Origin of the sequence: Mesorhizobium sp. WSM4884, from assembly GCF_029625675.1 — a bacterium.
Classification (GTDB): Bacteria; Pseudomonadota; Alphaproteobacteria; order Rhizobiales; family Rhizobiaceae; genus Mesorhizobium.
Genome location: NZ_JARTVO010000001.1, coordinates 359352 through 379040, shown reverse-complemented (window position 1 = coordinate 379040; position 19689 = coordinate 359352). Strand labels below are relative to the sequence as shown.

At 63.5% G+C, this 19689-nt stretch carries 17 protein-coding genes; all 17 read right to left on the bottom strand.

What is annotated here, in order from left to right; all coding sequences use genetic code 11:
* Nucleotides 1-472 precede the first annotated feature (472 nt).
* Nucleotides 473-1156: an ABC transporter ATP-binding protein gene (locus P9236_RS01695; RefSeq protein WP_278072869.1), complete on the bottom strand. Its 684-nt coding sequence runs from the start codon at nt 1154-1156 to the stop codon at nt 473-475.
* Nucleotides 1153-2436 carry a lipoprotein-releasing ABC transporter permease subunit gene (locus P9236_RS01690; protein WP_278072868.1) on the bottom strand — a complete coding sequence of 428 codons (1284 nt, stop codon included), beginning with the start codon at nt 2434-2436 and terminating at the stop codon, nt 1153-1155. The genes P9236_RS01695 and P9236_RS01690 overlap by 4 nt, the downstream gene beginning before the upstream one ends.
* On the bottom strand, nt 2436-3761 hold the full coding sequence (gene proS / locus P9236_RS01685) for a proline--tRNA ligase (protein ID WP_278072867.1): 1326 nt from the start codon (nt 3759-3761) through the stop codon (nt 2436-2438). The genes P9236_RS01690 and proS overlap by 1 nt, the downstream gene beginning before the upstream one ends.
* A gap of 676 nt (nt 3762-4437) precedes the next feature.
* A complete protein-coding gene (locus P9236_RS01680; protein ID WP_278072866.1) occupies nt 4438-4722 on the bottom strand; it encodes a DUF1467 family protein in 285 nt (94 codons plus the stop codon).
* Nucleotides 4719-5123 carry a methylmalonyl-CoA epimerase gene (gene mce / locus P9236_RS01675; RefSeq protein ID WP_278072865.1) on the bottom strand — a complete coding sequence of 135 codons (405 nt, stop codon included), beginning with the start codon at nt 5121-5123 and terminating at the stop codon, nt 4719-4721. Before mce ends, P9236_RS01680 begins: the two co-directional genes overlap by 4 nt.
* 99 nt (nt 5124-5222) lie before the next feature.
* Complete coding sequence (locus P9236_RS01670; protein WP_278072864.1) at nt 5223-6893, bottom strand: ribonuclease J; 1671 nt, start codon at nt 6891-6893, stop codon at nt 5223-5225.
* A gap of 93 nt (nt 6894-6986) precedes the next feature.
* The gene (locus tag P9236_RS01665; protein ID WP_278072863.1) at nt 6987-7808 is read right to left on the bottom strand and encodes a biotin--[acetyl-CoA-carboxylase] ligase; all 822 of its coding nucleotides are present in this window, start codon (nt 7806-7808) and stop codon (nt 6987-6989) included.
* Between the two features lie 4 nt (nt 7809-7812).
* Nucleotides 7813-9249 carry an NADH-quinone oxidoreductase subunit NuoN gene (nuoN, locus tag P9236_RS01660; RefSeq protein ID WP_278072862.1) on the bottom strand — a complete coding sequence of 479 codons (1437 nt, stop codon included), beginning with the start codon at nt 9247-9249 and terminating at the stop codon, nt 7813-7815.
* A 13-nt stretch (nt 9250-9262) separates the two neighbouring features.
* On the bottom strand, nt 9263-10768 hold the full coding sequence (locus P9236_RS01655) for an NADH-quinone oxidoreductase subunit M (protein WP_278072861.1): 1506 nt from the start codon (nt 10766-10768) through the stop codon (nt 9263-9265).
* Nucleotides 10768-12741 (bottom strand): NADH-quinone oxidoreductase subunit L, encoded by a 1974-nt coding sequence (gene nuoL, locus P9236_RS01650; protein ID WP_278072860.1) that lies wholly within the window; start codon nt 12739-12741, stop codon nt 10768-10770. Before nuoL ends, P9236_RS01655 begins: the two co-directional genes overlap by 1 nt.
* Before the next feature lie 11 nt (nt 12742-12752).
* On the bottom strand, nt 12753-13061 hold the full coding sequence (gene nuoK, locus P9236_RS01645; protein WP_066998791.1) for an NADH-quinone oxidoreductase subunit NuoK: 309 nt from the start codon (nt 13059-13061) through the stop codon (nt 12753-12755).
* 1 nt (nt 13062) lies between these two features.
* Nucleotides 13063-13683: an NADH-quinone oxidoreductase subunit J gene (locus P9236_RS01640; protein WP_278072859.1), complete on the bottom strand. Its 621-nt coding sequence runs from the start codon at nt 13681-13683 to the stop codon at nt 13063-13065.
* A 239-nt stretch (nt 13684-13922) separates the two neighbouring features.
* Entirely contained in the window at nt 13923-14414 is a 492-nt protein-coding gene (gene nuoI / locus P9236_RS01635; RefSeq protein ID WP_066998784.1) for an NADH-quinone oxidoreductase subunit NuoI, read from the bottom strand.
* Nucleotides 14414-15457, bottom strand: a complete 1044-nt coding sequence (gene nuoH, locus P9236_RS01630; protein WP_278072858.1) for an NADH-quinone oxidoreductase subunit NuoH — start codon at nt 15455-15457, stop codon at nt 14414-14416. Before nuoH ends, nuoI begins: the two co-directional genes overlap by 1 nt.
* A gap of 2 nt (nt 15458-15459) precedes the next feature.
* The gene (gene nuoG / locus P9236_RS01625; protein WP_278072857.1) at nt 15460-17541 is read right to left on the bottom strand and encodes an NADH-quinone oxidoreductase subunit NuoG; all 2082 of its coding nucleotides are present in this window, start codon (nt 17539-17541) and stop codon (nt 15460-15462) included.
* A gap of 77 nt (nt 17542-17618) precedes the next feature.
* Nucleotides 17619-18299, bottom strand: a complete 681-nt coding sequence (locus P9236_RS01620) for an NADH-ubiquinone dehydrogenase (protein WP_278072856.1) — start codon at nt 18297-18299, stop codon at nt 17619-17621.
* A gap of 75 nt (nt 18300-18374) precedes the next feature.
* Nucleotides 18375-19679 (bottom strand): NADH-quinone oxidoreductase subunit NuoF, encoded by a 1305-nt coding sequence (gene nuoF, locus P9236_RS01615; protein ID WP_278072855.1) that lies wholly within the window; start codon nt 19677-19679, stop codon nt 18375-18377.
* Nucleotides 19680-19689 lie beyond the last annotated feature (10 nt).

Genomic DNA, 19689 nt, shown 5'->3' with positions numbered 1-19689 from the left:
CCATGGAAATGAGGAAGGTGCTCATGCAAACCAGCGAGACGACATCCTGAACCAGATCGGCCATAACTCTCTCCTGTTGTTAGTATGTTCGTAATTTGTTCTAATTTTGTTCGAATGTCAACGATCAGGGAGCGACGCGCCATGCGGATCCGGGCGGTCCGTTTGGGCAAGGTTAATGAAAAGTTGACGAGGTTGCTACGCGGGCAGAACACGGCCCTTTGCGATTGGCCAACACACCCACCGCTTCGTCATTCTAGGGCGGAGCAAGGAGCGAAGCGACGCGCGCAGACCCTAGAATTCCATGCCGTGATATAGAGGCTATACTGCGATGCAGAACGAGGCTCCCAAGGAGCCGACCTCTGCCCCATTCTGCAGCGTTGCATTCTTCGGAAGAGGTAACGGCATGGATCCTAGGGTCTTCGCTCCGCTTCGCGTCGCTCCGCCCTAGGATGAGGACGTCGGGAGACACACCCTAAAGGGGCACGACCTTCCCCTCGGCCAACGTCACCCGCCGGTCCATGCGCGAGGCCAGTTCGTGATTGTGCGTGACGATCAACGCCGCCAGCCCCGACTGCCGGACCAGCGCCTCCAGCGCGTCGAAGACATAGGAGGCGGTCGTCGGATCGAGGTTGCCGGTCGGCTCGTCGGCGAGAAGCACCAGCGGCGCATTGGCGACGGCGCGCGCTATTGCGACGCGCTGCTGTTCGCCGCCGGAAAGCTCGGCCGGACGGTGCTGCGCGCGCTTGCCGATCTGCATGTAATCGAGAAGTTGTGCCGCCCGCTCTGACGCTTCCTTGGGAGGAAGCCCCTTGATCAGCTGCGGCATCATGATGTTTTCGAGCGCCGAGAATTCCGGCAGCAGATGGTGGAACTGATAGACGAAGCCGATATCGTTGCGGCGGATCGCGGTGCGTTCCTCGTCGGAGAGCCGGCCGCAGGCGCGGCCGCTGAGGATCACGTCGCCCGCGTCCGGCCGCTCGAGCAGTCCCGCAGTATGCAGGAGCGTCGACTTGCCGCTGCCCGACGGCGCCACCAGCGCCACCATCTCGCCGCGTCTGAGCGAGAAGTCGGCGCCGTTCAGAATGGTGAGCTTGCGCGGCCCCTGGACGTAGTGCCGCTCGACGCCCTTGAGCTCGATAATGGCTTCGGCCATCACTCGTACCTCAGGGCTTCGACCGGATCGAGCCGGGCTGCCCGCCAGGCCGGAAACACCGTCGCGATGAAGGACAGGCCGAGCGCCATGATGACGACATAGGTGGTCTCGCGCGGGTCCATTTTCGCCGGCAGCTGGCTGAGGAAATAGAGCTCGGGGTTGAACAGGATCCTGCCCGTCATCCAGGAGAAGAACTGGCGGATCGATTCGATGTTGAGGCAGATGACGACGCCGAGCAGCACGCCGGCGATGGTGCCGGTGACGCCGATCGCCGCGCCCGTCATCAGGAAGATGCGCAAGATCGCACCGCGCGAGGCGCCCATCGTGCGCAGGATGGCTATGTCGTGGCCCTTGTCCTTCACCAGCATGACGAGGCCGGAGATGATGTTGAGCGCCGCGACCAGCACGATCAGCGTCAGGATCATGAACATGACGTTGCGCTCGACCTGCAGAGCCGAGAAGAAGGTCTCGTTGCGCTGGCGCCAGTCGACGAGCTCGATCGGCCGTTGCGCCGCCTGTTCCACCTGCGGCTTCAGCGCATCGACATTGTCGGGATTGTCGACATAGATCTCGATCGTCTGCGCCCGCCCGTCCATGTTGAAATAGAGCTGCGCCTCCGAGAACGGCATATAGACGATCGAGCTGTCATACTCCGACATGCCGACCTCGAAGATCGCCGCCACCTTGTAGCCCTTCATGCGCGGCGTCGTGCCGAGCGGCGTGACGTCGCCTTCCGGCGAGATCAGCGTGATGGTGTCGCCGAGCACCAGCCCCAGATTCTCGGCCATGCGCTTGCCGATCGCCACGCCATCGCCGGTGTCGAAACCGTTGAGCGTGCCCTGCTTGATGTTGCTGGAAACGATCGAGATCTTGCCGAGGTCTTCCGCGCGAATGCCGCGCACCAGCGCGCCGGCGCCGCCGCCGACATTGCCTTGCGCCAACACCTGCCCGTCGATCAGCGGTATGGCGTATTTGACGCCGGCAACGCCGTTGATACGGGTCGCCACCTGGGCGTAGTCCTCCAGCGGCGAATCGAGCGGCTGCGCGATCAGATGGCCGTTGACGCCGAGGATGCGGGTCAGCAGTTCGGCCCTAAAACCGTTCATCACCGCCATGACGACGATCAGCGTCGCCACGCCCAGCATGATGCCGAGGAAGGAGATCGAGGCGATGACCGAGATCACCGTCTCCTTGCGGCGCGAGCGCAGGTAGCGCCACGCCACCATGCGCTCGAAGCCTGAAAAGGCGCCTGCCGGCGATCGGGCTGCAGCCGCCTCGCTCATCAGGCAATACCCAGGCGTTTCTTGGCTTCCGCGATCGGGCGCGTCTCGCGCTCGCCGCTCCGCCGGTTCTTGATCTCGACCTCGCCGGCGGCCACACCGCGCGGGCCGACGATCACCTGCCAGGGCAGGCCGATGAGATCCACGGTCGCGAATTTGCCGCCGGGCCGCTGATCGGTATCGTCATAGAGCACGTCCTTGCCGGCAGCACTCAGCGCCGAGTAAAGCTCGTCGCAGACGCGGTCGCACTCGGCATCGCCCGCTTTCATGTTGATCAGGCCGATATCGAACGGCGCCACCGCTTCCGGCCAGACGATGCCGTTCTCGTCATGGCTGGCCTCGATGATCGCCGCGACCAGTCGCGACGGGCCGATGCCGTAGGAGCCGCCGGAGGCGAAATGATCCTTGCCGTCAGGTCCGGTCACCTTGGCGCCCATAGGCTTCGAATACTTCTCGCCGAAATGGAAGATATGGCCGACCTCGATGCCGCGCGCGGAAAGCCTGTCGCCTTCGGGCACCTTCTCCCAGGCCGCTTCGTCATGCATCTCGTCGGTGGCGGCGTAAGGCGTCGTCCATTTCTTCACGATGCCGTCGATCTCGGCATCGTTGGAAAAGTTCGTGTCCGCGCCGGGCACGTCGAGCGACAGGTAGGCGCGGTCGCAGAACACCTGGCTCTCGCCGGTCTCGGCCAGGATGATGAATTCGTGGCTGAGGTCGCCGCCGATCGGGCCGGTGTCGGCGCGCATCGGAATGGCCTGCAGTCCCATGCGCGTGAACGTCCTGAGGTAGGACACGAACATGCGGTTGTAGGCGGCCCTCGCGCCTTCGAAATCGAGATCGAACGAGTAGGCGTCCTTCATCAGGAACTCTCTGCTGCGCATGACGCCGAAACGGGGACGCACCTCGTCGCGGAACTTCCACTGGATGTGGTAGAGATTGAGCGGCAGATCCTTGTAGGACTTGACGTAGGCGCGGAATATCTCGGTGACCATTTCCTCGTTGGTCGGGCCGTAGAGCATGTCACGGTCCTGGCGATCCTTGATGCGCAGCATCTCCTTGCCGTAGTCGTTGTAACGGCCGCTCTCGCGCCAGAGGTCCGCCGACTGGATGGTCGGCATCAGGATTTCCAGCGCGCCCGCCCGGTTCTGCTCCTCGCGGATGATCTGGCAGACCTTGTCAAGCACGCGCTTGCCGAGCGGCAGCCAGGAGAAGCTGCCCTGCCCTTGCTGGCGGATCATGCCGGCGCGCAGCATCAGCCGATGCGAGACGATCTCGGCCTCGCGTGGATTTTCTTTGAGAATGGGCAGGAAGTAGCGCGACAAACGCATGGAATGGTCCGTAAGTGAGGATGGCGGCGCCGGAATCGGTGCAACCGAGGCTGCTTGCCCGGGCTTCATAGCCATTTCATGACGGAATGGAAACCCGAGCGCTCCAAAGTGTTGGGCCTTCTGCACCTGACCAAAAAAGGCTGCTTAATGCATGTCGCCCAAAAGTGCGCAGCGGTTTTGGGAGAACGACATGCATCAAAACAAAGACCTAAAGCGCGTCGCCTGAATCTGTCCCGCCGCGACGCGCTTTAGGCCGCAAAATGCCGTTTCCTTCAATTTGATCGATTCACAAGCAAGCCCTGCCGCACTATTGTGCAGTGCAGCACGATATTGCCCGTTTGGAGGCAAAATTCTTCGTGACATTTTCACCTGCCTTGGTCTAGTGTGCGCCGATAACCGAGAGGGCGGAGAAAAATCTGCTCTCCTACGCGGTCAAAGTCTTGGGAGGATGCGATCTAGGCGCGGTAACTCGCTGCCGCCGGACACCGGAAACAGATCGGACGCGTTTAAATTGCAAGGCCTCGTGCCTTGCATTTTTTTTGTGCAATCATCTGCTTAGCAGCGCGACCTGCCAAACAGCATTACTCACAATTAGCCGCCAAAATCGGAAGCCGGCTTCCGATTTCAACCAAAGCGCGTGTCGGTTGATCAATACTTGCGGAAACTGAATAGGACTTTAGCGGCCGGCAGTATGACTAAAGTCCGGCACGATGTACGGGATATCGTCGAGGCTCAGGCCCAGTCCTCTCGTCAGACCGTAGAAAATGCCGAGGACGATCGCCGTGACGATCGTCGTTCGGATCGCAGCACGCAGCATATGAGGCCCGCGCGGCGCGCTCGAAACGGTGCCGAGCGTGACATCACGGTCCTCGTCCTGCGTGCGCAGGCTGAACGGCAGCACGGCAAACAGCACCAGCCACCAGGTAACGAAGAACAACGCGACAAACGAAATCCAGTTCATGCCTGCTCCAGTTCGACCAGCGTGCCGAAGAAGTCCTTGGGATGCAGGAACAGCACCGGCTTGCCATGGGCGCCGGTCTTGGGATTGCCGTCGCCGAGCACACGCGCGCCGCTCGCCCTGAGATGATCGCGCGCGGCGAGGATGTCGTCGACCTCGTAGCAGACGTGATGCATGCCGCCCAAGGGATTCTTCTCCAGGAATGCGGCGATGGGCGAAGCATCGCCCAACGGCTCGAGCAACTCGATCTTTGTGTTGCCGACATCGACGAACACCACCGTCACGCCATGCTCCGGCAACGCCTGCGGTTCGCTGAGCCTGGCGCCCAGCCTATCGCGATACGCGGCTGCCGCCGCGGCCAGGTCCGGCACGGCAAGCGCGACATGGTTCAGGCGTCCGAGCATGCAAGGCTCCGCGGTGGTGAATGGTGAATAGTAGATGGTGAATGGTGGGCCAATCGCGAGCGGTGCGGATACCGATTACTATTCACTATTCACCATTCACTACCTGGTCACAAACACCGTCACCAGCGGCTTCTTGCCCCAGGCTTCGTTGGCGGCGCCGCGTACGGCGCGGCGTACCGCTTCCTGCACAAGATCGAGGTCTTTTCGGCGCTGGCGGGGGATGGAGTCCACCGCGCCGATTGCCGCATCGAGCATCAGGTCCTCCAGCGTCTCGCCGCTGGCATCGGCCTCGGCGACGCCGATCGCCACAAGGTCCGGATCGCCCGCGAGCTCGTATTTCTCGTCGAGCACGACATTGACCGCGACATGGCCGGCATAGGACAGCTTGCGCCGGTCGCGTATGCCCATCGCCTGGTCGGAGCCGATCAAGAGCCCATCCTTGTAGAGGCGGCCGAACGGCACCTGGTCGATAATCGTGGCGGGACCGGGCCAGAGCCTTAGCATATCGCCGTCGCGCACCTGTGCCACCTGGCCGATGCCCGACATCGACATCAACGAGCCCTGCGCGACCAGATGCGCCGCCTCGCCATGCACCGGCACACCGATCTGCGGCCGCACCCATTCATACATCTTGCGCAATTCGCTGCGGCGCGGGTGGCCGGAGACGTGCACCAGCGCGTCGCCGTCTTCGATGATCTTCATGCCGAGGTCGATCAGGCGGTTCTTGATCTCGAGAATCCCTCTCTCGTTGCCGGGAATGGTCCGCGAGGAAAACACCACAGTGTCGCCGGCCGTCAGCGCCACCGACTTCATTTCGTCGCGCGAAAGCTTCGCCAGCGCCGCCAGCGGCTCGCCCTGGCTGCCTGTGCAGATGATCACCAGGTTCTCGCGCGGGATGTAGCCGTAATCCTCCTCGGCAATGAATTCCGGCAGGCCGTCCATGTAGCCGAGCTCGGTCGCGACATCGATGACGCGCTTCAGCGAGCGGCCGAGCACCAGGCATTGCCGGCCGGTATCGCGCGCCGCCCTGGCGATCGAGATGATGCGCCCGACATTGGAGGAAAAGGTGGTGACCGCGACGCGGCCCTTGGCCTTCTCTATGACGCCCTTGAGGCCCTCGCCGACCGCCACTTCCGACGGCGATTCCCCTTCCCTCAGCGCGTTGGTGGAATCGCAAATTAGCGCCAGCACACCCTTGTCGCCATAGGCGCGGAAGCGCGCCTCGTCGGTCTTCGGGCCGATCGTCGGCGCCGGGTCGATCTTCCAGTCGCCGGTATGGATCACCGTGCCGGCCGGTGTGGTGATCGCCAGCGACATCGGCTCGGGGATCGAGTGCGCCACCGGAATGGCCTCGATCTCGAACGGCCCTATCGTGAACTTCTCGCCCGCCCGGTAGACGGTCGCTGGGATTTTTGGCGCATTCTGCTCGCCCTGCCGCTTGGCCTCGAGCAGGCCGGCGGTGAAGGGCGTCATCCAGACCGGGACCTTGAGCTTCGGCCAGATGTCGAGCAGCGCGCCGTAGTGGTCCTCATGCGCATGCGTGATGACGATGCCGCGCAAGCCGTCGAGGTTCTCCTCGATGAAGCGCGTGTCGGGCAGGATGAGGTCGACGCCCGGATGCGCCGTATCGGGAAAGGTGACGCCGACATCGACGACGATCCATTCGCGCGCGTCGGCCGGCCCGTAGCCATAGAGGGCGAAATTCATGCCGATCTCGCCGACGCCGCCAAGCGGCGCGAAGACGAGTTCGGCGTTGTCTCTATCCGCCATGCATCTTTCCTTCCTGGCCGCTCAGGCCAAGCCGTTAGCGCAATTCCACGAAAAGTGTGTCACGATTTTCCGTCCGGAATTGTGCAAAACAAATTATACCCGCGCCGAGGCGACCGCGCCGAAATGCACGTCGCCTGCCGCGATCGTCAGAACAGAACCATCATCGTCGCGGATCACGAAACGGCAGTCCTCGTCAATGGTCTCGAAGACGCCGCGCACCACATTGCCGTCAATTCTGACGGCAACCTCGCCGCCGAGCCCGGCCGCGCGCGTCAGCCAGCGCTTCCTGATGGCGTTAAGCCCGCGTCCGTCGTCCCACAATCTGAAATTTGCGCTCCAGGCGTCCGAAAGCGCCAGGAACAGCGTTTCGGCATCGCAATTTGCGCCCAGTGCCTGCAGCGACGTCGCCGGATAAGGCAGATCCTCGGGGTAAGCCACGACATTGACGCCGATGCCGACCGCGACTGCAAAGCGGCCGCCATCGAGCATCGCCGATTCCAGCAGGATGCCGGCGAGCTTGGCGCCGGAGGCGAGCACGTCGTTCGGCCATTTCAGCTCGAAGCGGTTGCGTCCTTCGCTGCCGCCGTCGAGGCCGACGGCGATCCTGCCTTGCGGAACGATGGCGTCGAGCGCGTCGGCGAGAGCCAGCCCGGCGACGAAGCCGAGTGTCGCGGCAAGCCTGAGCTCGCCGCCGGGAACCAGGAGCAGCGTCGCCGCCAGATTGCCTTCGGGCGTCGCCCAGGCGCGGCCACGCCGGCCGCGCCCGCTTTCCTGCTTCTTCGAAACTACCCAGAGTTTGCCTGGATCGCCGGCGCGCGCATGCTCCAGCGCCAGCGCGTTGGTCGAGCCGACACTGTCATGGGCCTCGAGCCGGAACCCCTCCGACGCCGCGGTTGGAGCCAGCCGAAACGCCATGCTGTCAGAAGAAGGTTTTTGCGGCGGCTTCGGCATAGCTGCCGATCGGCCCGCCGATCAGCACGTAGAACAGCACGAAGGCGCCGCTGACGCCGAGCACGAGGCGCAATTCGCTGGCCATTGGCACGAAGCCGCCGACAGGCTCGTCGAACCACATGATCTTGATGATGCGCAGGTAATAATAGGCGCCCACCACAGAGGCCAGCACGCCGATGATCGCCAGCGCGTAGAGATGCGCGTTGATGGCGGCGAGGAACACGTACCACTTCCCCCAGAATCCGGCGAGCGGCGGAATGCCGGCCAGCGAGAACATCAGGATGGTGAGAATGGTGGCCATGATCGGGTTGGTCGAGGCAAGGCCGGCGAGATCGCCGATCTGCTCGACATTGCCCTCCTTGCGCCGCATGGCGAGGATGAAGGCGAAGGTGCCGAGCGTCATCACCAGATAGATCAGCATGTAGATGACGACGCCGCGCACGCCGGCCTGGCTGTTGGCGGCAAGGCCGACCAGCGCGTAGCCCATATGGCCGATCGAGGAATAGGCCATCAGCCGCTTGATGTTGGTCTGGCCGATCGCCGCGAAGGCGCCGAGTGCCATCGAGGCGATCGAGATGAAGACGACGATCTGCTGCCAGTCGGCGGCGATCGGCTTGAAGGCGCCCATGGTGACGCGCACGATCAGCGCCATCGCCGCCATCTTCGGCGCGGCGGCAAGGAAAGCGGTGATCGGGGTCGGCGCACCTTCATAGACATCCGGCGTCCACATGTGGAAGGGCACGGCGGAGATCTTGAAGGCCAGGCCGGCGAGCACGAAGACCAGGCCGAAGACGAGGCCGAGCTGCCGCTCGCCGCTGCCCAGCGCTGTCGCGATCTCGTGGAAGCCGGTGTTGCCGGTATAACCGTAGACGAGGCTGATGCCGTAGAGCAGCATGCCGGACGACAGCGCGCCGAGGACGAAGTATTTGAGGCCCGCTTCGGTCGAGCGGAGATTGTCGCGATTAATAGCCGCCAGCACATAGATCGCCAGCGACTGCAGCTCGAGGCCGAGATAGAGCCCGATCATGCCGTTGGCCGAGATCATCAGCATCATGCCGAGCGTGCAGAGCACGACCAGCACCGGATATTCGAACTTGTCGAAATGCTCCTGCCTGGCGAAGCGCATCGACATGACGAGCGTCACCGCCGAGCCGATCAGCGCCAGCATTTTCATGAAGCGGCCGAAGGAATCCTGAACGAAGGCGCTGCCATAGGCAGCCCCCTCGCCGCCCGAGGACGCCAGCCACAAGCCGGCGATCACAAGCACCGCGACCGCAAGCCCGGTCACTGTCATCGTATTGTTGGAGCGCGAATAGGCGCCCACCATCAGAAGCGCCAGCGCGCCGATGGCGAGGATCAGCTCCGGCGTCGAGAGCGAAAGGCTGGAGAGAAGGTCCGGCGTCATGGTATTTCCCCAGTCAGTTCGCCGCCGCGGTCTGCGCGGAATTGATGGATGCGGTGACATTGGTGACGAGCGCCTTGACCGACTGCGCCGTGGCGTCGAACACCGGCGCCGGATAGACGCCAAAGAAGATGACCAGCGCCACCAGCGGGTAGACGATCGCCTTCTCGCGCGTCGAGAGATCGAGCAGGTTCTTCAGGCTTTCCTTGGTCAGCGCGCCGAAGATCACGCGGCGGTAGAGCCAGAGCGCGTAAGCCGCCGACAGGATCACTCCGGTGGCGGCGAAGAACGCTACCCAGGTGTTGACCCTGAAGATGCCGAGCATGGTCAGGAATTCGCCGATGAAGCCGCTGGTGCCCGGCAGGCCGACATTGGCCATGGTGAAGATCATGAACACGGTGGCGTATTTCGGCATGTTGTTGACCAGCCCGCCATAGGCGTCGATCTCGCGCGTGTGCATGCGGTCGTAGATGACGCCGACGCACAGGAACAGCGCGCCCGAGACGAGGCCGTGGCTGAGCATCTGGAACATCGCGCCCTGCACGCCTTCCTGGTTCATCGCGAAGATGCCCATGGTGACGAAGCCCATATGGGCGACCGACGAATAGGCGATCAGCTTCTTCATGTCCTCCTGCATCAGCGCCACCAGCGAGGTGTAGATGATGGCGACGACGGAGAGCGTGAAGATCAGCGGCGCGAAGGTCTCCGACGCCAACGGGAACATCGGCAGCGAGAAGCGCAGAAAGCCGTACCCACCCATCTTCAGGAGGATGCCGGCCAGGATGACCGAGCCTGCGGTCGGCGCCTCGACGTGGGCGTCGGGCAGCCAGGTATGCACCGGCCACATCGGCATCTTCACCGCGAAGGAGGCGAAGAAGGCAAGCCACAGCCAGGTCTGCATGCTGGCCGGGAAATTGTGCGTCAAGAGTGTGGTGATGTCGGTCGTGCCGGACTGGAAGAACATCGCCATGATGGCGAGCAGCATCAGCACCGAGCCGGCGAGCGTATAGAGAAAGAACTTGAACGAGGCGTAGACGCGCCGCTTGCCGCCCCACACGCCGATGATGATGAACATCGGGATCAGGCCACCCTCGAAGAAGACGTAGAAGAGCACGATGTCGAGCGCGCAGAACACGCCGATCATCAGCGTCTCGAGGATCAGGAAGGCGATCATGTAGGCCTTGACCCGCTTCTCGATCGCGTCCCACGAGGCCAGGATGCAAAGCGGCATGAGGAAGGTGGTCAGGATGACGAACAGCATCGAGATGCCGTCGACGCCCATGTGGTAGGAAATGCCCGAATCCAGCCAGGCGTGTTTCTCGACGAACTGGAAGCCGGCCTGCGAATTGTCGAATCCCTTCCAGATGAACAGCGAGACCACGAAGGTGAAGGCCGTCGTGATGAAGGCGATCGAGCGGATGTTGCGCCGCGCGTTTTCGCTGTCGTCGCTGATCGGCAGAATGAGCAGAACACCAACCAGCGGCAGGAAGGTGACCAGCGAGAGGATTGGCCAGTCGGTCATCAGAGCATCATCCAGGTGACGAGAGCGGCCACGCCGATCAGCATGGCGAAGGCATAGTGGTAGAGGTAGCCGGTCTGCAATTTGACGACGCGGTTGGTAACGTCGACGACGCGCGCCGAGATGCCATCGGGACCAAGCCCATCGATGATGGCGCCGTCACCGGTCTTCCACAGGAACCGGCCGAGGCGCTTCGCCGGCCGCACGAACAGGAAGTCGTAGAGTTCGTCGAAGTACCACTTGTTGAGCAGGAAGCCGTAGAGCAGGCGATGGTTGGCGGCGACGCTTCGCGGCAGTTCCGGCGAGCGGATGTAGAACTTCCAGGCGACCGCCAGGCCGATCAGCATCGCGATGAACGGCGCCAGTTCCACCCACAGCGGCAGCTCGTGGATCTCGTGCAGGATCTGGTTCTCAGGCAGAGTGAACAGCGACGCCTTCCAGAATTCGCCATAGCCCTCGCCGATGAAGGCGCCGTGGAAGATGACGCCGGCAAACAGCGCGCCGGCCGCCAGCACATAGAGCGGCACCAGCATCACCGGCGGCGATTCATGGACATGATGCATGACCTCGTGGCTGGCGCGGGGCTCGCCGTGGAAAGTCATGAAGATCAGCCGCCAGGAATAGAAGCTGGTGAAGCAGGCGGCGATCACGAGCAGGATGAAGGCGAAGCCGGCGACCGCGTTGTGGCTGGCGAAGGACGTCTCAATGATTGCATCCTTGGAAAAGAAACCGGCGGTGCCGATGACCGTCGCCGGGATGCCGACGCCGGTCAGCGCCAGCGTGCCGACCACCATCATCCAGTAGGTCTTCGGGATGAGCGTCCTCAACCCACCCATCCTGCGCATGTCCTGCTCGTCGGAGACGGCGTGGATGACCGAGCCCGAGCCGAGGAACAAAAGCGCCTTGAAGAAGGCGTGCGTGAACAGGTGGAAGATCGCCGCGCCATAGGCGCCGACGCCGAGCGCCACGAACATGTAGCCGAGCTGCGAGCAGGTCGAATAGGCGATGACGCGCTTGATGTCGTTCTGGACCAGGCCGACGGTCGCCGCGAAGAAGGCGGTGAAGGCGCCGATGAAGGTGACGACGGTGAGCGCCGAATGCGACAGCTCGAACAGCGGCGAAAGCCTCGCCAGCATGAACACGCCGGCCGTCACCATGGTCGCGGCATGGATCAACGCCGAGACCGGCGTCGGGCCTTCCATGGCGTCGGGCAGCCAAGTGTGCAGCGGCACCTGCGCCGACTTGCCCATGGCGCCCATGAAGAGCAACAGGCAGACCACCGTCAGCGCCGTGTGCTTGTCGAGCGCATGGCCGAGGAAGGTGAGCACGGCGGCCCCTTCCGGCGCGCCTTCGGCCGGAAGGAAGGAGGCTGCATTGGCAAAGACGGTGCCGAGATTGACCGAGCCGAACAGCACGAAAACGCCGAAGATGCCGAGCGCGAAGCCGAAGTCGCCGACACGGTTGACGACGAAGGCCTTGATCGCGGCGGCGTTGGCGGACGGCTTCTTGTACCAGAAGCCGATCAGCAGGTAGGAGGCGAGGCCGACACCTTCCCAGCCGAAGAACATCTGCACCAGGTTGTCGGCCGTCACCAGCATCAGCATCGCGAAGGTGAACAGCGACAGGTAGGCGAAGAAGCGAGGCCGGTCGGGATCGTGGTGCATGTAGCCGATCGAATAGATATGGACCAGCGCCGACACCGTGTTGACGACGATCAGCATCACGACCGTGAGCGTATCGATCCTCAGCGCCCAGGCGGCATCGAGGCCCCCGGCCTGGATCCAGCGCAGCACCGGCACGGTGAACACCTCGCCATGGCCGAAGCCGACGGTGAAGAAGGCGATCCACGACAGCACCCCCGAGATCACCAGGAAGCCGGAGGTTATGTATTCGGATGCCTTGGCGCCGAGCGAATTGCCGAACAGGCCGACGATCAGGAAGCCGAGCAGCGGAAGGAAGACGATGGCCTGGTACATGGTGGTTCCCGTCAACCCTTCATCTGGTTCACGTCTTCGACCGCGATCGAGCCGCGGTTGCGGAAGAAGACGACAAGGATGGCAAGTCCGATCGCGGCCTCGGCCGCAGCGACCGTCAGCACGAACAGGGCGAAGACCTGTCCGACGAGGTCATGCAGCGCCGCCGAGAAGGCGACGAAGTTGATGTTGACCGCGAGCAGGATCAGCTCGATCGACATAAGGATGACGATGATGTTGCGGCGGTTCAAGAAGATGCCGAACACGCCGAGCGTGAACAGGATCGCCGAAACCGTCAGATAATGCGCGATGCCGACGACCATCTCAGATACCCTCGCCCGACTTGACCTTGCGGATTTCCATGCCCGTGGCCGGCGTGCGGCCGACCTGAGCGGCGATCGACTGCCGCTTGACGCCTTCCTTGTGGCGCAGCGTCAGGACGATGGCGCCGATCATGGCGACCAGGAGCACGAGGCCGGCGATCTGGAAGTAATAGAGGTAGTCCGTATAGAGGATGTCGCCGAGCGCGGCCGTATTCGAGCGTGCGGCGAGATCAGGCGTCTGCTTCGCGACCGTGGAGGCGAGCTGCGGCGCGAAGCTGTAGCCGCCTAGCACGACGATCAGCTCAGCCGCCAGGATCAGCCCGACCAGCGCGCCGATCGGCGCGTATTGCAGCGCGCCCTGCTTCATCTCGGCGAAGTCGACATCGAGCATCATGACGACGAACAGGAACAGCACCATCACCGCGCCGACATAGACTACGAGCAGGATCAGGGCCAGGAACTCGGCGCCGGTCAGCAGGAACAGCCCGGCGGCATTGAAGAAGGTGAGGATGAGGAACAGCACCGAATGCACGGGGTTGCGCGACGAGATGACCATGAAGGCCGACGCCACGGCAATAAAGGCGAAGAGGTAGAAAAAGACCGCCTCTAATCCACTCAGCATGGGTTCCCCCGGGTTCCTGTCGGATCGGACATTCATCCTCTCCGTTGTCTCTGGCTTCGTCCCGCCTCCGGTGCGAAGCCGCGTGTTCCTAGCGCATGTTCCGATCGGGTTCAAAGACTCCGATCGAAAGAAACATGCGCCACTTTTTCATTCCGGAGGATGATCTGGTCCGAAAAGTCAGCAACTTTTCGGGATCATCCTCTGGACGAGGCCCCTGCGCCCCGTCCATACGTCAAATGTCAGCGATAGGGCGCGTCCAGCGCGATGTTGCGCGCCAATTCCCGCTCCCAGCGATCGCCGTTCGCGAGCAGCTTTTCCTTGTTGTAGTAAAGCTCCTCGCGCGTCTCGGTCGCGAATTCGAAATTCGGCCCCTCGACGATGGCGTCGACCGGGCAGGCTTCCTGGCAGAAGCCGCAATAGATACACTTCACCATGTCGATGTCGTAGCGCACCGTGCGGCGCGTGCCGTCGTTGCGGCGCGGACCGGCCTCGATGGTGATCGCCTGCGCCGGGCAGATCGCTTCGCAGAGCTTGCAGGCAATGCAGCGTTCCTCGCCGTTGGGGTAGCGGCGCAGCGCATGCTCGCCACGGAAGCGCGGGCTGGTCGGCCCCTTCTCGTGCGGATAGTTGATCGTCTCCTTCGGCGCCACAAACTGGCGCATCGACAGGAAGAAGGCGCTGACGAAATCCTTCAGCAGCAGCGCCTTTGCGGCTTGGGCCAGAGCGGACATCACGCAAACCCCGTGATCTTGAGGAAGGCCGCGGTGGCGACGACCATGAAGAGCGAGATTGGCAGGAAGACCTTCCAGCCCAGTCGCATCAGCTGGTCGTAGCGGTAGCGCGGCACGAACGCCTTCACCATCGAGAACATGAAGAACACCAGGCAGACCTTGAGCACGAACCAGATCAGGCCAGGCACCCAGGTGAAGGGCGCGAAATCGAACGGTGGCAGCCAGCCGCCAAGGAAGAGGATGGTAGCCAACGCGCACATCAGCACGACGGCGACGTACTCGCCCAGGAAGAAGAGCAGGAACGGCGTCGACGAATATTCAACCATATGGCCGGCAACCAGTTCCGATTCCGCCTCGACGAGATCGAAAGGCGGACGGTTCGTCTCCGCCAGCGCCGAGATGAAGAACACGATGAACATCGGGAACAGCGACAGCCAGTGCCAGTCGAGGAACGTGTTGGGCAGGCCGAGCCTCGTGCCGAGGCCGTCTTGCTGCGAGAGCACGATGTCGGACAGGTTGAGCGAACCGACGGTGAGCAGCACCGTAACGATGACGAAGCCGATCGAGACTTCGTAGGACACCATCTGCGCGGCCGAGCGCAGCGCGCCGAGGAACGGATATTTCGAATTGGACGCCCAGCCGCCCATGATCACGCCATAGACCTCGAGCGAGGAGATGGCGAAGACATAGAGGATGCCGACATTGATGTTGGCGATCGCCCAGCCCTGATTGACCGGAATGACGGCCCAGGCCGAGATTGCGAGCACCGCCGAGACCAGCGGCGCCAGCAGGAAAACGCCCTTGTTGGCACCGGACGGGATCACCGGCTCCTTGAACACGAACTTCAACAGGTCGGCGAAGGCCTGCAGCGTGCCCCAGGGGCCGACGACGTTCGGGCCGCGGCGCAGCTGCACGGCCGCCCAGATCTTGCGGTCGGCGTAGAGCACATAGGCGACGAAGATCAGGAGAACGACGATCAACACCACCGACTTCAACAGGATCAGCAGCGCAGGCAGCACGTAGAAGGAGAAGAAGGTATCCATGCTTATTCCGCCGCCTGCTTGAAGCCGCTCTTGGCCAGCGCCGAACATTCAGCCATCACGGCCGAGGCCCGCGCGATCGGGTTGGTCAGATAGAAATCCTTCACCGGCGAGGTGAAAGTGCTCTTGTTCAGGCGTCCGCCGAGCTTCGCCGCCCTGGCGATGTCTTCGGAGCTGCCGGCCAGAACCTGGTCGATGCGGGCGAGATGCGGATGTTCGCCATAGAGCTTGGCACGCAGCTGCGCCAGCGAATCGAACGGCAGTTTCTTGCCGAGCACATCCGACAGCGCCCTGAGAATCGCCCAGTCCTCGCGCGCTTCGCCCGGGGCGAAGCCGGCGCGGTTGGTCTGCTGCACGCGGCCTTCCGTGTTGACGTAGGTGCCGGACTTTTCGGTGTAGGCGGCAGCCGGCAGGATGACGTTGGCACGGTGCGCGCCGGCATCGCCATGCGTGCCGATATAGACGACGAAGGCGCCGCCGGTCTTGGCCATGTCGATCTCGTCGGCGCCAAGCAGGAACAGGAGATCCGTTTCGCCCAGCATGCCGGCGACATTCTTGCCGCCCTCGCCCGGTACGAAGCCGACGTCGAGCCCGCCGACTCGGCCCGCAGCGTTGTGCAGCACCGCAAAGCCGTTCCAATCGGCCGTGACGGCATTGACGGCCGTCGCCAGCCTTGCCGCCTGGCCGAGCACCGCCGCGCCGTCCGAGCGCGCCAAGGCACCCTGGCCGACGATGATCAGCGGATGCGTTGCATTCTTCAGCACCTCGAAGAACTTGCCGTTGCCGTCGGCCAGATCCTTCAAGGACTCCGGCCCGGCGCCGATGAGCTCGTAGTCATAGCGCGTGTCGCCGATCTCGCCGATAACGCCGACCGGCAGGTTGCCGACGCGCCAGCGCTTGCGGATGCGGGCGTTGAGCACCGAGGCCTCGAAGCGCGGATTGGCGCCGACGATCAGCACCGCGTCGGCCTGCTCGATGCCTTCGATGGTCGGATTGAAGATGTAGCTGGCGCGGCCGAGCGACGGGTCGAGCGCTGCGCCATCCTGGCGGCAGTCGATGTTCTTGGAGCCGAGCGCGGCCATCAGAAGCTTGAGCGCATAAATCTCCTCGACCGCGGCGAGGTCGCCGGCAATGGCGCCGATGCGCTCGGGCGCGGTCTTCGACACCTCGTCCTTGATCGCCGCGAAGGCTTCCGCCCAGCTTGCCGGAGCGAGCTTGCCGTTCTTGCGCACGTAAGGACGATCGAGGCGCTGCGTGCGCAGGCCGTCCCAGATGAAGCGGGTCTTGTCGGAGATCCACTCCTCGTTCACCGCCTCGTTGACGCGCGGCAGGATGCGCATCACCTCGCGGCCTCTGCTGTCGACGCGGATCGCCGAGCCGACGGCATCCATGACGTCGATCGATTCCGTCTTGGTCAGTTCCCACGGCCGCGCCTGGAAGGCGAACGGCTTGGAGGTCAGCGCGCCGACCGGGCAGAGGTCGATGACGTTGCCCTGCAATTCCGACGTCATCGCCTGTTCGAGATAGGTGGTGATCTCGGCATCCTCGCCGCGGCCGATCAGGCCGAGCTCGGAAATGCCGGCGACCTCGGTGGTGAAGCGGACGCAGCGCGTGCAATGGATGCAGCGGTTCATCACCGTCTTGACCAGCGGGCCGATATATTTGTCTTCGACCGCGCGCTTGTTCTCGTGATAGCGCGAAGAATCGACGCCGAAAGCCATCGCCTGGTCCTGCAGGTCGCACTCGCCACCCTGGTCGCAGATCGGGCAATCCAGCGGATGGTTGATCAGCAGGAACTCCATCACGCCTTCGCGGGCCTTCTTGACCATCGGCGTGTTGGTGAAGATCTCCGGCGGCTCGCCATTCGGGCCGGGGCGCAGGTCGCGCACGCCCATGGCGCAGGAGGCCTGCGGCTTGGGCGGGCCGCCCTTCACCTCGATCAGGCACATGCGGCAATTGCCGGCGATCGACAGCCGCTCGTGGAAGCAGAAGCGCGGCACTTCCGCGCCGGCGTCCTCGGCCGCCTGCAGCAGCGTGTAGTGGTCGGGTACCGTGATCTCTTTCCCGTCGACCTTGAGCTTTGCCATTCGCCTCAAACCTTCGCGGATTTCCCGCAATCTCTCTTTCCGGGCGCAGCCGATGCCGCGCCCGGCATTTCATCTCGCTACTTGGCGGCCAGCGCCGCCGCCTGACCGAGCCAGTCGTCGCGGCCGATGCGGCCGGCAAGCGACAGGTAATCCTCGACCCAGGCAATCTCTTCCGACGTCCAGGCAGCGATCTGGCCATAAGTCCAGATGCCAAGGCCGTTCAGAACCTTCTCGAGCTTCGGCCCGATGCCCGAAATCGCCTTCAGGTCGGAAGGCTTCCCCGGCTTGTCGATCGCCTTGGGCTGCCTGAAATCCTCCGGCATCAGCCCGGTCGCGGCGGTTCCGGCAACCGTGTCGGCACCTGCCGTGTCGAGCGCCTTCTCGGTGGCGTTGGCCGCGATGTCGGTCATGTCCCTGGCAAAGGTCTGCGCCTCGGCGATCAGCGTCTCTGTCGCCTTGCGCGCCTTGGACGAATTGTTGGCGGCCTCGGTCCGCGCCTCGAGATCATCGAGGAACGGCTGGAACATGCGCTGCGAGGCTTCGACCGCGCCGGAGAGCGCGCCCATCCAGACGCCCAGGGCCTGGTTGGCAAATCCGATGCCCAGCGCCGACATCGCGGCCGCGCCCGCGACGGGATGCGCCATGAGGTTGACGGCGCTGGCCATCTCCCTCGGCATCATCTTTGTCAGGTCCTGGTTCATCTTCTCGAGTTGGTCCCAATAAGGCATCAGCGGGTAGGCTATCGAATACGGCGCCATAGACATCTCCTGGTCGTTTCTTCGTACGCCCCGCCCCTGCTTTTCCGTCCCGGGCAATTGCCCGTCTTCACAAATCTATTCCGCCGCCACCATCACCGGCTCGACCCGGTGCGCGTTGTGCGAAAACTCGTCGATGCGGCGTTCCACCTCGCCGCGGAAGTGCCGCATCAGGCCCTGGATCGGCCAGGCCGCCGCGTCGCCCAGCGCGCAGATCGTGTGGCCCTCGACCTGCTTGGTGACGTCGAGCAGCATGTCGATCTCGCGCTTCTGCGCTTCGCCGCGCACCAGCCGCTCCATCACCCGCCACATCCAGCCGGTGCCTTCGCGGCACGGTGTGCACTGGCCGCAGCTCTCATGCTTGTAGAAGTAGGAAAGCCTGGCGATCGCCTTCACGATATCGGTCGACTTGTCCATGACGATGACGGCCGCCGTGCCGAGGCCGGATTTGAGGTCGCGCAGCGCGTCGAAATCCATCGGCGCGTCCATGATCTGCTCGGCCGGCACCAACGGCACCGAGGCGCCGCCGGGTATGACCGCCAGCAGATTATCCCAGCCGCCGCGAATGCCGCCGCAATGCGTCTCGATCAGCTCGCGGAACGGGATCGACATCGCCTCTTCGACGGTGCACGGGTTGTTGACGTGGCCAGAGACGCAAAACAGCTTGGTGCCGGCATTGTTCGGCCGGCCGAAGGACGAGAACCAGGCGGCGCCCCGGCGCAGGATGGTCGGCGCCACGGCGATCGATTCGACGTTGTTGACCGTGGTCGGGCAGCCATAGAGGCCGACATTGGCCGGGAATGGCGGCTTCAGCCGCGGCTGGCCCTTCTTGCCTTCCAGGCTTTCGAGCAGCGCCGTCTCCTCGCCGCAGATATAGGCGCCGGCGCCATGGTGCATGTAGACGTCGAAGTCGTAGCCGGACGTGTTGTTCTTGCCGATGAGCTTCGCCGCATAGGCCTCGTCGATGGCCCGCTGCAGCGCCTCGCGCTCGCGGATGAACTCGCCGCGCACATAGATATAAGCGGCGACCGCACCCATGGCGAAGCCGGCGACCAGCGCGCCCTCGACCAGCGTGTGCGGATCGTTGCGTAGGATGTCGCGGTCCTTGCAGGTGCCCGGCTCGGATTCGTCGGCGTTGATGACCAGATAGGCCGGCCTACCGTCGCTTTGCTTGGGCATGAACGACCATTTCAGGCCGGTCGGGAAACCGGCGCCGCCGCGGCCACGCAGGCCGCTCGCTTTCATCTCGTTGACGATCCAGTCGCGCCCTTTGGCGATGAGGCCGGGCGTGTCGTCCCAGATGCCGCGCGCCTGCGCTCCGGCCAGCGACTTGTCGAAGAGGCCGTAGATGTTGGTGAAGATGCGGTCTTTGTCCTGGAGCATTTCTCGTCCC